Consider the following 14,205-nt stretch of genomic DNA (forward strand, 5'->3'; position numbering starts at 1 on the left):
CACTGCGCCGGCGTGCGGGTACACACCAGCGGACGAAGACGACCGATGGCGCGGCTCGGGCCGGATGAAACGAAAGGGTTCGCGCCGGCTCAGTAACCGCGCGAGAGATCGACGCCGGCCGGGATGCGGCCGCTGGCGCGATAGGCGGCGACGTTGGCCGCGACCACGGCTGCCGCCGTGTGCAGGTCGGTCGGCGCCGAGATGTGAGGCAGCACCGTCACGGCGGGATGGGCCCAGAGCGGCGAGGCTTCGGGCAGCGGCTCGACCTCGAACACGTCGAGTACCGCATGCGAGAGCCGGCCGGTATCGAGCGCTTGCAGCAGATCCGGGGTGACCACCACCGGGCCGCGCGAGAAGTTGATCAGCGCCGCGCCGGGCCGCATGGCCGCCAGCGTGTGCCGGTCGAACAGGCCGCGCGTCTCGTCGGTCAGCGGCACGAGACACACCACGATCTCGCTCGCGCCGAGCAGCCGCGCCAGGCCCTCGGCGCCGTGATGGGCGTCCACGCCGGCCATGCGCTTCGGCGAGCGGCTCCAGCCGGCCACGCGAAAGCCTGCCTCGAGCAGGCGCGCCGCGGCGGCCGCCCCGAGCGTGCCGAGGCCGACAATACCGACCTGTACGTCCCGGGGCTTGCGATAGGGCCGCTGCCGCCATTCGCGCGCCTGCTGCTGGCCGCGGTAGGCGGGCATCTCGCGTTGCAGGTAGTAGGTCCAGGCCAGCACCGCCTCGGCCATGGTGCGCGACATTTCCGGGTCCACCAGCCGGACCACGGGCGGCGCCGTGGCCGGCAGGCTCTCGACCAGTTGCTCGACGCCGGCCCACAGGCTCTGGATCCAGGCGAGCCGGGGTAGGGCGGCGAGTTCGGCGGGATCGGGACGCGCCACGATCGCGATCCTCGCGCCGGCGCGCGCATCGGCATCGGCCTCGCGCAGCGGCACGACGGTCTCGTCCGGCATCGCCGCGGCGAGCGCGGCGCGATACTCGGCCTCCTGCCCGGCGGGCAGCCGGGTGGCCAGCATGATGATGTCGTTCATGGCGGGTGCCGTGGCGGCGGAAACGGTGGAGCGGGCGCGCCGTGCGGCGCGCCGGGGTTTGCTGCGAATCGGAGGAAAAGCGGAGCAGCGGCGCCGGGCTCGGAGCAGGCGCGCCGCGAGGGCGCGCCCGCGCCTCAGTCGCCCCAGGTCTGCGCCTCGGCCGGCTTGCGGGCCTCCATCTCGGCCATGTCGATGAAGCGATCGCCGATGCGCGGATGAGCGCGCCCTCCGTCGGCCGCGCCGATCGCCACCAGCACCTCGTCGGGGCCCGGGGCGTCGGCGATCTGAAATGTCGCCGTCAGGAAGTGCGAGCGTTGCCCCGTGGCCGACTTGTGGATCATCGGCAGCGAGACCATCGAGCCCGGCCCGAGCCGCGTATTGGTGAAGCTCAGGAAGGCGGTGCCGTCCACCGCCTCGCGGAACAGGTTGCCGAAGCGCAGCGTGTGGATCAGCGCCGAGGCGTGCTCGATCTCGCCGTTCACGCCCACCACGGCGGCCTTGCCATAGGCTTCCACGCGCGCGGCCGGCATCAGCGCCACCAGCCGGCGCGTCAGCTCGGCGCCCAGCGGCGGCGCGAGGCGCCGGATCTCCGGCTGCAGGTCCTCGCAGAAACCCTGCCCGGCCCAGGGGTTTTTCAGCACGGCGGCCACCACCACGGTGGTGATCGGGCGCGGCGCCGCGCGGCCGCCCTCGACCATCAGTTCCTCGACGAAGGTCGAGATCTTGCGCACTTGCAAATCGGTATTCATCAGCACTCCCATCGGATGACGTGATCGATGCGAGGCATGCTAAGTAGCGTCAATTCGAGCGTCTTCCTCCGTTCCGGGGGAAGCACGACTTTTTTGACACTGCGATAAGTCGTATAGTCAGCCACGCCCAACAGGAGCTCTCGATGCCGGATACGTTGTCGCTCATGTCGTCCCTGCGCGACGTCGCCAGCCGAATCAATGCGGATGCCGACGTCGACACGCTGCTGCACAGCCTGATCGAGCTGGCCTGCCATCACGGCTCCTGGGATCTCGGCTCGATCATGAGCGTGGATATCGCGCACGGTTATGCGCTGGTGATCGCGCGGCGCGACCCGACCCTGCTCAAGCGCGCGCTGGCCGACCGCTGGGAGCTGGCCACCAGCCCCGCGCTGGTCGCGCTGCAGCGCAACGAGCCGGTCTATATCCGCGACGCGCTGGAGACCACCGAATTCCTCGGCTACCGGCGCGAGGCGCCCGAGCGCGGCTACCGCACCGTGCTGGTGCTGCCGATGGCGAGCTGCGATGCCGAGGGGCGGCCGATGGTGTTGGTGGTGTCGGCGCGCAAGGTGGTGGACGTGGCGCCCGAGCACCTGGCCTTCATGGAGCTGGTGGTGCACCTCGGCGCGATCGCGATCGAGCGCGCCCATCGCCAGCGCGCCCAGCAGGCCGCCGCCGAGCAGCTGCGGCGCGTGCTCTCGGTGCAGGGCGCGATGCTGCAGGAGGTGCTGGTGGGCGGCTCGATGGACACGCTGACCGGCATGCTGGCCGACCTGCTCGACTCGCCGGTGCTGGTGATCGACTTCTACGGCGGCGAGCTGCTGGCCTCGCGCCCGCCCGTCGAGGGGCTCGACGGCGCCGCCTGGCGCGCCCTGCTCGACGGCGAGACCGGCCGCCAGATGCGCGAGACCGCGCGCGAGGCGATCGCGCGCCATGCCTTGCGGCGGGTGCGCTTCGAGCTGCCGGGCGGGGTGCCGCTCACGGCCGACGTGGAGCCCCTGGCGGTGGACGGCGACACGGTGGGCGCGCTGCTGAGCTTCGGCGGGCGCGCCGAGGGCGACCTGCAGGCGCTCGCGATCGAGAGCGCGAAGTTCGCGATGAGCGTGCAACTGATGCGCAGCGTGATCCGCTTTCGCGCCGAGACGCGCACCCTGACCGAGCTGTTCTTCGAGATCGTCGAGCGGCGCTGGCGCGACGAGCAGGATATCGTCGAGCGTTCGCGCCGGCTCGGCATCGCGCTGGGCGCGCCGATGCGCCTGCTGGTGGTCGACTATCCGCGCCGCGAGGGCCCCGCGCTGGACCGCTCGGCCGAATGCCATCGCACCGCCGGCCTGATCGCGGCCCAGCACAAGCTGGCCGCGCATCCGGTGACGGTCGGCGGCGGCCTGGTCTGCCTGCTGCCCGACGACGGCCAGCGGCCGCTGGCCAGCATCAACGCCTTCGCGCGCCAGCTGTGCGCGGCACTGAGCCCGCTGTTCGGCGGCGAGCCCACCCTGGTGGCCAGCGACCGCGTGGCGGGCCTGACCGAGCTGGCCAACGAATGGGACCGCTGCTGGCGGATGATCCGCGTGGCGCGCTCGTTCGGCAAGACCGGCGCGCTGAGCGTGCCCGACCTCGGGCCGCTGCCGATGCTGATGGGCGCGGCCGATTCGCCCGACGTGCGGGCCTTCATCACCGGCACCATCGGGCCGATCGTCGAATACGACGCCAGCCACCGCGCCTCCTACCTCGACACGCTGGCAATCTACATCCGCCACGGCTGCCGCAGCCAGGCCTGCGCCGACGCGATGGGCCTGCACGTGACCACGCTGCGCTACCGGCTGTCGCGTATCTCGGACCTGTTCGGCATCGACGTGGAGACGCCTGAGCGGCGCTTCGCGATCGAGCTCGCGCTGCAACTGCACAACCTGCTGGAGGGCAGCCCGCCGGTGGCCGCGGCGGCGCACGGCGCGCACTAGGCGGGACGCCCTCGCCAGCGCCTGCCGGCGGAGCCCGCGCGCGTCGCGGGCCCCGTCACCAGCTCGCCCGCGAAGTCCCCACTAGTGGTTTTCCCGGTCCGACGAACAGCAGGTGAGGTTCCCCCGGTTCTCCTTCGATCCGCAGGAAGCCAGCCCGATTTCAGCCACCTACATTCACCTCAGGACAACGATGTACGAGGTGAATGGCCATGCAAGCGGCAGTATCCGATAACCGAACCACCATCGACCCGAAGGCGCTGCGCCGTGCCTTCGGCACCTTCGTCACCGGCGTGACGGTGCTCACCACCATCGACGCCGAGGGCCGCCCGCGCGGCATGACGGCCAACTCCTTCGCCTCGGTCTCGCTCGACCCGCCGCTGCTGCTGGTCTGCGTCGGCGCGGGCGCGTCGAGCTACCCGGCCTTCGCCGCCGCCGACAAGTTCGCGGTGAACCTGCTGAGCGACAGCCAGGTGGACGTCTCCAACCTGTTCGCCTCGAAGGCGGCCGACAAGTTCGCCGCGATCAACCACGACGTGGTGCATACCGGCGCGCCGGTGCTGACCGACTGCCTGACCTGGTTCGACTGCTCGATGCACGACCGCGTCGAGGCCGGCGACCACCTGATCCTGATCGGCCGCGTGCAGGCCTTCGGCACCAGCCCCGCGGCGCCGCTGGGCTTCTGCCGCGGCCGCTACGCGCAGGTCAAGGACCCGCTGCCGCCGGGCTGGCTGTCGTCCACCGACATGATCGTCGGCTACCTGATCGAGGCGCAGGGCGAGGTGCTGCTGGTGGCCGACGGCAAGGGCGGCTGGGTGCTGCCCACCGCGCCGCGCCGGCTGGTGGACGCCCGCCTGCCGGTGGCGGGCGGCGGCTCGCTGGCGCTGGTGCCCGACGACACCTTCCTCTATTCCGTCTACGACACCGACGGCCACGATTCCGGCTACCTGATCTACCGGGCCCGCCTGGCCGAGCCGCGCGGCGCGCTGGCGCTGCCGCCGGAATTCCGCTTCTTCGCCCCCGACGCGCTTCCCTATGACGAAATCGCCTCGGTCGAGATGCGCGCGATGCTGCGCCGTTTCGTGCGCGAGACGGCCGGCGGCGGCAGTTATTCGATCTACATGGGCTCGCACGACGGCGGCCGCGTCGCGACGGTTGGCGCCGCGCAGCCGTGGCGCCATCACGTGCAGTCCTGAACCCAGGCTGGATGACCAAGGACATTTCATGAAGACCACAGTCGAAACCCTGCAGCATGCCCGCATCGGCAATTTCATCGACGGCCGCTTCGTCGAGCCGGCCAGCGGCAGCTACGCCCCGAGCTTTGACCCCACCACCTCGACGCCCTGGTACGAGTTCGCGCAGTCGAACGCGGCCGACGTCGACGCGGCCGTGCGTTCGGCCCAGGCCGCGCTGAAGAACCCCGCCTGGCGGCGCATGACCCAGACCGAGCGCGGCAAGCTGGTGCGCCGCCTGGGCGAGCTGGTGCTCGAGAACGCCGACGCGCTGGCCCTGCTCGAATGCCGCGACAACGGCAAGCTGCTCAAGGAGATGCGCGCGCAGATGCGTGCCATTCCGGATTCCTATCTGTATTTCGCCGGCATGGCGGACAAGCTGCAGGGCGACACGATCCCCGTCAACAAGCTCGACATGCTGAACTTCAACCTGCGCGAGCCGATCGGCGTGGTCGGCATGATCATCCCGTGGAATTCGCCGCTGATGATGCTGACCGGCACGCTCGCGCCGTGCCTGGCGATCGGCAACACGGTGGTGGTCAAGCCCTCCGAGCACGCCACCGCCTCCTCGCTGGCGCTGGCCGAGCTGGCCATCGAGGCGGGCATTCCGCCCGGCGTGTTCAACGTGGTGACCGGCGACGGCGCCACCACCGGCGAGGCGCTCACGCGCCATCCCGGCGTCGCCAAGTACGTGTTCACCGGCAGCACCGTGACGGGCCGCAAGATCGCCGGCAATGCCGCGCAGAACCTGGTGCCCTGCCAGATGGAGCTGGGCGGGAAGTCCCCCCACGTGGTGTTCGGCGACGTGGAGATCGAGCGCGCCGTGAACGGCGTGGTGTCGGGCATCTTCGCCGCGGCGGGCCAGACCTGCGTGGCCGGCTCGCGCTGCTTCGTCGAGGCCTCGGTCTACGAGCGCTTCGTCGAGGCCCTGGTGGAGCGCACCCGGCGCGTGCGCGTGGGCCATCCGATGCACGAGGACACCGATATCGGGCCGCTCGCGCTGGCCACCCAGCTCGACAAGGTGCAGCGCTACGTGGCCTCGGGCGTGGAGGAGGGCGCGCGGATCGCCGCCGGCGGGCGCCGCCCGAACACGGGCGCGCTGGCCGAGGGCTGGTACTTCGAGCCGACCGTGATGACCCAGGCCACCAATTCGATGCGCTTCATGCAGGAGGAGATCTTCGGGCCGGTGGTGGGCGTGGTGCCGTTCCACGACGAGGCCGAGCTGATGGCGCTGGCCAACGACACCGAATACGGCCTGGCCTCCGGCATCTGGACCCGCGACATCGACCGCGCGATGCGCTTCGCGCGCGACATCGACGCCGGCACGGTCTGGATCAACACCTACCGCTCGGCCGCCTACATGTCCTCGAACGGCGGCCTCAAGCACAGCGGCTACGGCCGGCGCGGCGGCTTCGAGGTGATGCGCGAGTTCTCGCGGCTCAAGAACGTGGTGCTCGACTACTCGGGCGCGATGCAGGACCCGTTCGTCATTCGTCTGCGTTGAAACGCGCGTTTCCATCCGACACGAGGCATCTATGAAATTCGCCGTATCACTGAGCATGGAGCGGTTCTCCCCCGAGGCGTCGATGACCGAGGCGCGCGACCGGCTGCTGGCGCTCGCGCGCGTGGCCGACGAAGGCGGCTTCGAGACGCTGTGGACCGCCGAGCACCACACCATCGAATGCACCATCTCGCCGAACCCGTTCACGGTGCTGACCTGGCTGGCCCAGCACACCGAGCGCATCCGGCTCGGTACCGCCACCCTGGTGGCGCCTTACTGGTCGCCGATCCGGCTGGCCGGCGAGGCCGCCATGTGCGATCACCTGAGCAACGGCCGGCTCGAGTTCGGCATCGCGCGCGGCGCCTACCAATACGAGTTCGACCGGATGGCCGGCGGCATTCCCCAGCAGGAAGGCGTGGCCTACATGAAGGAGCTGGTGCCGGCCGTCAAGCGGCTGTGGGAAGGCGACTACGAGCACGACGGCCATTACTGGCGCTTCCCGCTCGCCACCTCGGTGCCCAAGCCGCTGCAGCAGCCGCATCCGCCGATCTGGGTGGCCACGCGCGACCCCGGCAGCTTCGACTGGGCGGTCGGCATCGGCGCCAACATCCTGTCCACGCCGCTGTCGGCGCCGCCTTCCGAGGTGGCCGTGCTCGGCGCGAAATTCCGCAAGGCGGTGGCCGACCATCCCGAGCATCCGCGCCCGCGCTTCATGATGCAGCGGCGCACCTGCGTCTACGATCGCGAGGAGGACTGGCAGACCGCGGTGCGCCATAGCGTCGACTACGGCCGCTACTTCGAGAACCTGATGCAGAACATCGGCACCGTGCACAACGGCTTCCCGGAGGCGGTGCCCTTCGAGACCGTGGCCAACCGCGCCAACTACGATCCCGCCGCGGTGCGCGACAACCTGATGTTCGGCACGCCCGACGAGGTGATCCGCAAGCTGCAGATCTACGAGGACGAGGGCGTCGACCAGTATTGCCTGGGCCTGTCGTTCAACCTGCCCTTCGAGCTGCAGATGAAGACGCTGCGCCTGTTCATCGACGAGATCATGCCGCACTTCGCCGCGCGCGAGCGCGAGCGCCAGGCCGCGGCGGCGGGAGCCTGAGCCATGCGCGACGCACTTCCCGAGGCGCCGCCCGACGCGATCGAGGGCAGCCTGGACGTCGACGGCGTGCGCCTGGCCTATCGCCTGCAGGGCGAGGGGCCGCGCGAGCTGGTCTGCATCCACGGCGTGGGCTCCTATCTCGAGGCCTGGCAGGGCGCCATCAACGCGCTGGGCAGCGGCTTTCGCGTGCTCAGCTTCGACCTGCGCGGCCACGGCCGCTCCGAGCGCGTGAAGGGGCGCTACGAGATCGACGATTTCGTCGGCGACGTGCTGGCGCTGGCCGATCACGCCGGCTTCGCCCGCTTCGACCTGGCCGGCTTCTCGCTGGGCGGCCTGATCGCGCAGCGGCTCGCGCTGACGCATCCGGCGCGGCTGCGCCGGCTCATGCTGCTGGCCACCGTGGCCGGGCGCACCGCCGAGGAGCGCGCGCGCGTGGCCGAGCGGCTGGCCGCCCTGCAGGCGGGCGAGCGCGGCGCGCATTACGACGCCTCGCTGTCGCGCTGGCTGAGCGAGGATTTCCAGGCGCGGCACCCGGCGCTGGTGGACGAACTGCGCCGGCGCAACGCGCAGAACGATCCGGACTGCTACGCGGCGGCCTACCGGGTGCTGGCGCAGACCGATTTCGGCGGCCTGATCGACCAGATCGCGATGCCGACCCTGATCGCGACCGGCGAGTGCGATGCCGGCTCGAACCCGCGGATGGCACGCTACATGCATGAACGGATTCCGGATTCGCGGCTGGCGATCCTGCCCAGGCTGCGCCACTCGCTGCTCAACGAGGCGCCCGAGCAGGTGGCCGCGCTGATGCGGGAGTTCCTGATTGACAGCGGGGAGGCGGCCCGATGATCGTCGAGGAGCGCATCTACCGGATCCGCAACGGCGCGATGGGACGCTTCCTGAAGCTGGTGGCCGAGGAGGCGCTGCCGATGCAGCAGCCGGCGCTGGGCAACCTGCTCGGGTATTTCACCACCGAGATCGGCTGCCTGTCCCAGGTGGTGCACTGGTGGGGCTATGCCGACCTGGAGGACCGCCGCCTGCGCCGCCAGCGGCTCGCCGCCGACCCGCGCTGGCAGGCCTTCATTCCGCGCCTGTCCGAGCTGATCGAGCAGGCCGAGAACCGGATCCTGGTGCCGACCGCGTTTTCGCCGCTGCAACAACTGCCGACCGGGCAGGCCGAGCCGGGTGCCCGGCCCGTTCCACCGAAGGAGTGAGCTTGATGACTGAACGCCTGAAAATCGAGCATCTGTACAAGGTGTTCTCCGATCGCCCCGAGCGCGCGCTCGGCATGCTGCGCCAGGGCGCGAGCAAGGCCGACGTGCTGCGCGACACCGGCCAGGTGGTGGGCCTCGACGACGTGTCGCTGAGCGTGCCGGCCGGCGCGATGTACATGATCATGGGCCTGTCCGGCTCCGGCAAGTCGACCCTGGCGCGCTGCGTGAACCGGCTCAACGAGCCCAGCGCCGGGCGCATCCTGCTCGACGACGTCGACCTCTGCGCGCTGGGCGAGCGCGAGCTGCGCGAGGTGCGCCGCAAGCGCATCTCGATGGTGTTCCAGCATTTCGCCCTGCTGCCGAACCGGCGCGTGATCGAGAACGTCGAGTTCGGCCTGAAGCTGCGCGGCGTGGACGGCACGACGCGCCGCAAGCGCGCCGAGCAGGTGCTGGAGGTGGTGGGCCTGGCGCGCTGGGCCAGCAAGATGCCGCACGAGCTGAGCGGCGGGATGCGCCAGCGGGTGGGCCTGGCGCGCGCGCTGGCCACCGACGCCGACATCCTGATCATGGACGAGGCCTTCAGCGCGCTCGATCCGCTGATCCGCACCGAGATGCAGGACGAGCTGCTGCGCCTGCAGCGCAGCCTCAACAAGACCATCCTGTTCATCACGCACGACTTCCAGGAAGCACTGAAGCTGGGCACGCGCATCGCCATCATGTCGGAGGGCAAGCTGGTGCGCGAGGGCACGCCGCAGTCGATCGTGACCGCGCCCGGCAGCGACTACGTGGCCGCCTTCACGCGCGAGGTCGATCGTTCGCGCCTGTTCAACGCCGAAGCCTCGATGACGCCGCTCGCGCCGCTGGTGCGCCGCGAGGGCTGGACCGTGCTCGGCTGCGCGGGGCCGGGGCCGGCCTTCGTGGTGGACGGCGAGGCGCGCGTGCTGGGCATGCTCGGCGCGGTGGGCGACACGCAACTGCAGGCCTTGCGCGACGGCGCCGCGCTGCCGCCGCTGGACGGCGCGTTCGCCTGCGTGCCGGGCCATGCGCGCCTGATCGACGTGGCCGGCCATTTCGGCACGGCGCGCGCGCTCGGCGTACTCGACGAATCGGGCCGGCTGGTCGGCCGGCTGGAAGCGGGGCAGGTCCTCGCACGCATCGGCGCGGGCAGCGTCAACGGAGCTCATCATGCTTAAAGCCGACGATCTGGCGGTATTCCCGATCGCGCAGTGGATCCAGGCCGCCGTGCAGTGGATCGCGCTGCACCTGCGGCCGCTGTTCCTGGCCGTCAAGTGGCCGATCCAGAAGCTGCTCGAGGCCAATATCGACGCCCTGCACGCGGTGCCGTTCCCGCTGTTCTGCCTGGTCTGCGCGCTGCTGGCCTGGCGCTTCGCGGGCCGCGCGATCGGCGCCTTCACCCTGCTCGGGCTGCTGGCCATCGCGGTGCTCGGCGTCTGGTCGGACGCGATGACCACGCTCGCGCTGATCGTCACCGCGATCGCCTTCTGCGCGGTGATCGGGATCCCGGTCGGCATCGCCTGCGCGCGCAGCGAGCGGGTCTGGCGCGTGGTGCAGCCGATCCTCGACATCATGCAGACCACGCCCACCTTCGTGTACCTGGTGCCGGTGGTGATGCTGTTCGGGGTGGGCACCGTGTCGGGCGAGGTGGCGGTGGTGACGGCCGCGATGCCGCCGCTGATCCGCTTCACCAATCTCGGCATCCGCATGGTCGACCACGAGCTGGTCGAGGCCGGCCTCGCGTTCGGCGCGGATCGCCGCCAGTTGCTCTGGGAGGTGCAGTTGCCGCTGGCCGTGCCGACCATCCTCGGCGGCCTGAACCAGACCGTGCTGACCGCGATGGTGATGTCGGTGGTGATCTCGATGATCGGCGCCGAGGGGCTCGGCCTGGTGGTGCTGCAGGGCCTGGGCCGGCTCGACGTGGGGCAGGCCGCGATCGGCGGCGTGGCGATCGTGCTGCTGGCCATGATGCTCGACCGCGTGACGCAGAAGCTGGCGCGTTCGCAGCCCGGCGCGGGCGGTTCGCTGCGCTCGGTGCTGGCGCGGCTGGTACGCGGCGGCGGGCGCGGCGAGGCCGCGGCGCCGACCCTGCCCGAGCGCAGCGATCCCAAGCAGGCGCTCTGAAGTCATGCAGCGCAGGCGCGCGGCCGCGCGGGGCGGCCGCGCCGTGTTCCCGGTCGCCGGCATGGCGCCGGATCGATTCCCAGCAAGCATCGTCCATGGACGATCGTATCCACACGCAGGAGTAGCTCGATGAAGAGGTTGGCGGCAGCATGCGGCGCGGCAGCGCTCGCGGCGGTGATGATGGCAGGCGTGCCGGCGTTCGCGCAGGACATGCCCGGCAAGGGCAGGACGATCCAGTATTCGCAGGGCGACAGTTTCGGCGGCAACTACGTCGCCACCCAGATCGTGATGGCGGCCATGAAGCGGCTCGGCTACGAGGTCAAGCTGACCACCATGAACACCACCTTGTTCTTCCAGGCGGTGGCGCAGGGCGACGAGGACCTCGCCACCGACGTGAACTTCCCGCAGCGCGAGCTGGCGTTTCGCGCGGTCGAGAAGGACGCGCAGATCGTCGGCACCGGCATGATCGTGGGCGGCGGCATCAACGGCTACCTGATCGACAAGAAGACCGCCGACGCCTACAAGATCACCAATCTCGCCCAGCTCAAGGACCCGAAGCTGGCCGCGCTGTTCGGCTCGGACGGCAAGGCGCAACTGATCAGTTGCGATCCGGGCTGGAGCTGCGGCGACGTGGTCGACTTCCAGCTCAAGAAGTTCGGCCTGCAGGACACGGTGCGCGCGGTGCGCGGCAAGTACGAGGCGCTGATGGTCGACACGGTGGCGCGCATCAAGCAGGGCAAGCCGGCCTTCTTCTATGCCTGGAGCCCGTCCTGGACCGTCAGCAGCCTGGTGCCGGGCAAGGACGTGGTGTGGCTGCCGACGCCGGAAGCGGCCCTGCCGCCCAACATGCCCAATAGCGGCTCGCCGCTGGTGAGCGGCGTGAAGGGCTGCGCCGGCGACGCGGACCCCTGCCGGATGGCGATGGCGTCCTGGAACTGGGGCGCCGTGGGCAACCGCGGCTTCATCGCGGCCAATCCGGCGATCCGCTCGCTGATCGAGCAGATCAAGTTCCCCTCGACCACCTGGTCCGCCTGGGAATACGCGATCAGCAAGAAAGGCGGCAGCCAGGCGCTGATCACGCAGCTCGCCGGCGACTGGATGGCCGGCAACAAGGCGCAACTCGATCAATGGATCACGGTGGCCAGCCAGGCGAAGTAAGGCATGGCTTCGACCGGGCGCACGGCGAGCCGTGCGCTTTTTTTTCGCCCGACGAAAGGAGAATGGAGATGAACGAAGACGACGCGCTGTTCCGCAAGGGCCTGCCGATCCGCCGCGAGGTGCTGGGTGCCGAGTATGTGGATGCCTCGATGGCGAAGGCCGACGATTTCATGATGGCGTTCCAGCGCGCGACTACCACCTGGGCCTGGGGATGGGCCTGGGGCGACGAGACCCTGGATCGCCGCACCCGCAGCCTGATGCAGATCGCGCTGCTGACCGTGGCCGGCCATACCAACGAACTCAAGCTGCATGTGAAGGGCGCCTTGAACAACGGCGTGAGCGTCGAGGAGATCAAGGCGGCCCTGCTGCACGCGACGGCGTATTCCGGGATTCCTCACGGCCTCGGTGCCTTCAAGGCGGCGCACGAGGTGCTGCTGAGCGAGGGCGCGCTGGGCTGAATCGGTTGGGGCTGAATCGGGCAGGGCGGCGCGGGTTCGGGTTCTTTCCGCGCGCCGCCCGACAAGCAGAAAAAACCGCAAGCCGGGCGCCCCGGAACCAAAAGTTTCGGGCAGCCCGCCGGGACATAGTAATGGCCATACCGTTCCTTCTGGAGTCGATGCCATGCTTACCGGACATCCCGTCCCGATCCGCTCGTTGTGCCATGTCGACGGCCGCTGGCTGTCGAGCGACAGCGGCGCGACGCTCGAGGTGCGCAATCCCGCCGACCGATCGGTGATCGGCCAGGTGCCGATGCTCGATCGGGCGCAGATCGTGGCGGCGGTGGATGCCGCGCAACGCGCCCACGAAAGCTGGCGCTGGGTACCCCAGGCGCGGCGCAGCGCCTTGCTGCTGCGCTGGCACGCGCTGCTGCTGCGCCATCTCGACGATCTCGCGGCCCTGCTGTCGCTCGAACAGGGCAAGCCCTTGGCGCAGGCCCGGGGCGAGCTGCGCTACGGCGCGAGCTTCATCGAGTGGTTCGCCAACGAGGCCAGGCGCCCGGCAGGGCGCACCATCGCCTCCCATATCGACGGTGCCCAGCTGGGCACGATCGCCGAGCCGGTCGGCGTGGCCGCGCTCATCACGCCCTGGAACTTCCCGATGGCGATGATCACCCGCAAGGCCGCCGCGGCGATGGCGATCGGCTGCAGCGTGGTGGTCAAGCCCGCGCACGAGACGCCGTTCTCCGCGCTCGCGCTGGCCCACTTCGCCGAGGAAGCGGGCTTCCCGCCCGGCGTGTTCAATGTGGTGCTCGGCGAGCCGCAGATGGCGATGGAGACGCTGGTGGCCGACACGCGCGTGCGCGCGGTCAGCTTCACCGGCTCGACGCGCGTCGGCAAGCTGGTGATGCAGGCCGTCGCCGGGGCCGGCATCAAGAAGGTGGCGCTGGAGCTGGGCGGCAACGCGCCCTTCGTCGTCACCGCCTGCGCCGATCTCGAACGGGCGGTGGCCGTGGCGGTCGAGGCGAAGTTCCAGACCTCCGGCCAGGACTGTTGCGCCGCCAACCGCATCTACGTGGCGCGGCCGCTCTACGAGGCCTTCCTCGAACTTTATGCCGCCGTCGTGCGGGGCTTGAAGGTGGGCCCGGCGTTCGAGCCTGGCGTGCAGATCGGGCCGCTGATGCACCAGGCCGCCTTCGATGCCACCGCCGCGCGCGTGGCCGATGCGCGCGAGCAGGGCGCGCGCATCCTGGCCGGCGGCGGCGCGCATGCGCTGGGCGGCTGGTTCTTCGAGCCCACCGTGATCGCCGACGCGCGGCCCGGCATGCGCGTGGTCGACGAGGAGAACTTCGCGCCGATCTCGGCCGTCAGCGCCTTCGACACCTTGGACGAGGTGGTCGCGGCGGCCAACGATACCGAATACGGCCTGGCCGCCTACGTGTGCGCGACGCGCGCCGACCTGATCTTCCAGCTGGTGCGCCGGCTCGATTTCGCGATGATCTCGGTGAACGGTTCGAGCTTCACCGGCGCGCCGGTGCCGTTCGGCGGCATGAAGGCTTCGGGGCTCGGCCGCGAGGGCGGCAGCGAGGGCTTCGAGCCGTTCACCGAAACCAAGTACTTCTGCCTCGGCGATCTCGGCCTGCCCGTGACGCCGATGGCCTGACGCAAGCACAACAGGAGA

13 protein-coding genes are annotated in these 14,205 nt (G+C 70.3%); 11 read left to right on the forward strand and 2 right to left on the reverse strand.

What is annotated here, in order from left to right; genetic code table 11:
• Positions 1-89 precede the first annotated feature (89 nt).
• Positions 90-1,034, reverse strand: coding sequence for a glyoxylate/hydroxypyruvate reductase A (locus F3J10_RS03920; RefSeq protein WP_167241110.1), 945 nt, complete (start codon positions 1,032-1,034; stop codon positions 90-92).
• A 134-nt stretch (positions 1,035-1,168) separates the two neighbouring features.
• On the reverse strand, positions 1,169-1,783 hold the full coding sequence (locus F3J10_RS03925; RefSeq protein ID WP_025097117.1) for an amino acid synthesis family protein: 615 nt from the start codon (positions 1,781-1,783) through the stop codon (positions 1,169-1,171).
• Between the two features lie 143 nt (positions 1,784-1,926).
• Here F3J10_RS03925 and F3J10_RS03930 point away from each other — a divergent pair, with 143 nt between their 5' ends.
• From F3J10_RS03930 to F3J10_RS03980, 11 genes are all read left to right on the forward strand, one after another.
• Positions 1,927-3,738 carry a helix-turn-helix domain-containing protein gene (locus F3J10_RS03930; protein ID WP_025097118.1) on the forward strand — a complete coding sequence of 604 codons (1,812 nt, stop codon included), beginning with the start codon at positions 1,927-1,929 and terminating at the stop codon, positions 3,736-3,738.
• Between the two features lie 209 nt (positions 3,739-3,947).
• Complete coding sequence (locus tag F3J10_RS03935) at positions 3,948-4,931, forward strand: flavin reductase (RefSeq protein ID WP_025097119.1); 984 nt, start codon at positions 3,948-3,950, stop codon at positions 4,929-4,931.
• A 28-nt stretch (positions 4,932-4,959) separates the two neighbouring features.
• Entirely contained in the window at positions 4,960-6,471 is a 1,512-nt protein-coding gene (locus tag F3J10_RS03940; RefSeq protein WP_025097120.1) for an aldehyde dehydrogenase, read from the forward strand.
• Positions 6,472-6,502: 31 nt separating this feature from the next.
• Complete coding sequence (locus tag F3J10_RS03945) at positions 6,503-7,579, forward strand: LLM class flavin-dependent oxidoreductase (RefSeq protein ID WP_025097121.1); 1,077 nt, start codon at positions 6,503-6,505, stop codon at positions 7,577-7,579.
• A gap of 3 nt (positions 7,580-7,582) precedes the next feature.
• A complete protein-coding gene (locus tag F3J10_RS03950; RefSeq protein WP_167241112.1) occupies positions 7,583-8,425 on the forward strand; it encodes an alpha/beta hydrolase in 843 nt (280 codons plus the stop codon).
• The gene (locus F3J10_RS03955; protein ID WP_025097123.1) at positions 8,422-8,790 is read left to right on the forward strand and encodes an NIPSNAP family protein; all 369 of its coding nucleotides are present in this window, start codon (positions 8,422-8,424) and stop codon (positions 8,788-8,790) included. Before F3J10_RS03950 ends, F3J10_RS03955 begins: the two co-directional genes overlap by 4 nt.
• Positions 8,791-8,795: 5 nt before the next feature.
• The gene (locus F3J10_RS03960) at positions 8,796-9,983 is read left to right on the forward strand and encodes a glycine betaine/L-proline ABC transporter ATP-binding protein (protein ID WP_025097124.1); all 1,188 of its coding nucleotides are present in this window, start codon (positions 8,796-8,798) and stop codon (positions 9,981-9,983) included.
• On the forward strand, positions 9,976-10,929 hold the full coding sequence (locus F3J10_RS03965) for a proline/glycine betaine ABC transporter permease (RefSeq protein ID WP_167241114.1): 954 nt from the start codon (positions 9,976-9,978) through the stop codon (positions 10,927-10,929). Before F3J10_RS03960 ends, F3J10_RS03965 begins: the two co-directional genes overlap by 8 nt.
• A 129-nt stretch (positions 10,930-11,058) precedes the next feature.
• Positions 11,059-12,087, forward strand: coding sequence for a glycine betaine/L-proline ABC transporter substrate-binding protein ProX (proX, locus tag F3J10_RS03970; RefSeq protein ID WP_167241116.1), 1,029 nt, complete (start codon positions 11,059-11,061; stop codon positions 12,085-12,087).
• A gap of 68 nt (positions 12,088-12,155) precedes the next feature.
• Positions 12,156-12,545: a carboxymuconolactone decarboxylase family protein gene (locus tag F3J10_RS03975; protein ID WP_025097127.1), complete on the forward strand. Its 390-nt coding sequence runs from the start codon at positions 12,156-12,158 to the stop codon at positions 12,543-12,545.
• A 163-nt stretch (positions 12,546-12,708) separates the two neighbouring features.
• On the forward strand, positions 12,709-14,187 hold the full coding sequence (locus F3J10_RS03980; protein WP_167241118.1) for an NAD-dependent succinate-semialdehyde dehydrogenase: 1,479 nt from the start codon (positions 12,709-12,711) through the stop codon (positions 14,185-14,187).
• The last annotated feature ends 18 nt before the right edge of the window (positions 14,188-14,205 follow it).

This window comes from Burkholderia sp. Cy-637 (assembly GCF_011753175.1).
GTDB classification, from domain to species: Bacteria; Pseudomonadota; Gammaproteobacteria; order Burkholderiales; family Burkholderiaceae; genus Burkholderia; species Burkholderia gladioli.

Coding starts and splice junctions, on each gene's coding strand:
- F3J10_RS03940 (WP_025097120.1), top strand. CDS start 4,960: ATGAAGACCACAGTCGAAACCCTGCAGCATGCCCGCATCGGCAATTTC.
- F3J10_RS03955 (WP_025097123.1), top strand. CDS start 8,422: ATGATCGTCGAGGAGCGCATCTACCGGATCCGCAACGGCGCGATGGGA.
- F3J10_RS03935 (WP_025097119.1), top strand. CDS start 3,948: ATGCAAGCGGCAGTATCCGATAACCGAACCACCATCGACCCGAAGGCG.
- F3J10_RS03930 (WP_025097118.1), top strand. CDS start 1,927: ATGCCGGATACGTTGTCGCTCATGTCGTCCCTGCGCGACGTCGCCAGC.
- F3J10_RS03965 (WP_167241114.1), top strand. CDS start 9,976: ATGCTTAAAGCCGACGATCTGGCGGTATTCCCGATCGCGCAGTGGATC.
- F3J10_RS03960 (WP_025097124.1), top strand. CDS start 8,796: ATGACTGAACGCCTGAAAATCGAGCATCTGTACAAGGTGTTCTCCGAT.
- F3J10_RS03920 (WP_167241110.1), bottom strand. CDS start 1,034: ATGAACGACATCATCATGCTGGCCACCCGGCTGCCCGCCGGGCAGGAG.
- F3J10_RS03950 (WP_167241112.1), top strand. CDS start 7,583: ATGCGCGACGCACTTCCCGAGGCGCCGCCCGACGCGATCGAGGGCAGC.
- proX (WP_167241116.1), top strand. CDS start 11,059: ATGAAGAGGTTGGCGGCAGCATGCGGCGCGGCAGCGCTCGCGGCGGTG.
- F3J10_RS03980 (WP_167241118.1), top strand. CDS start 12,709: ATGCTTACCGGACATCCCGTCCCGATCCGCTCGTTGTGCCATGTCGAC.
- F3J10_RS03925 (WP_025097117.1), bottom strand. CDS start 1,783: ATGAATACCGATTTGCAAGTGCGCAAGATCTCGACCTTCGTCGAGGAA.
- F3J10_RS03945 (WP_025097121.1), top strand. CDS start 6,503: ATGAAATTCGCCGTATCACTGAGCATGGAGCGGTTCTCCCCCGAGGCG.
- F3J10_RS03975 (WP_025097127.1), top strand. CDS start 12,156: ATGAACGAAGACGACGCGCTGTTCCGCAAGGGCCTGCCGATCCGCCGC.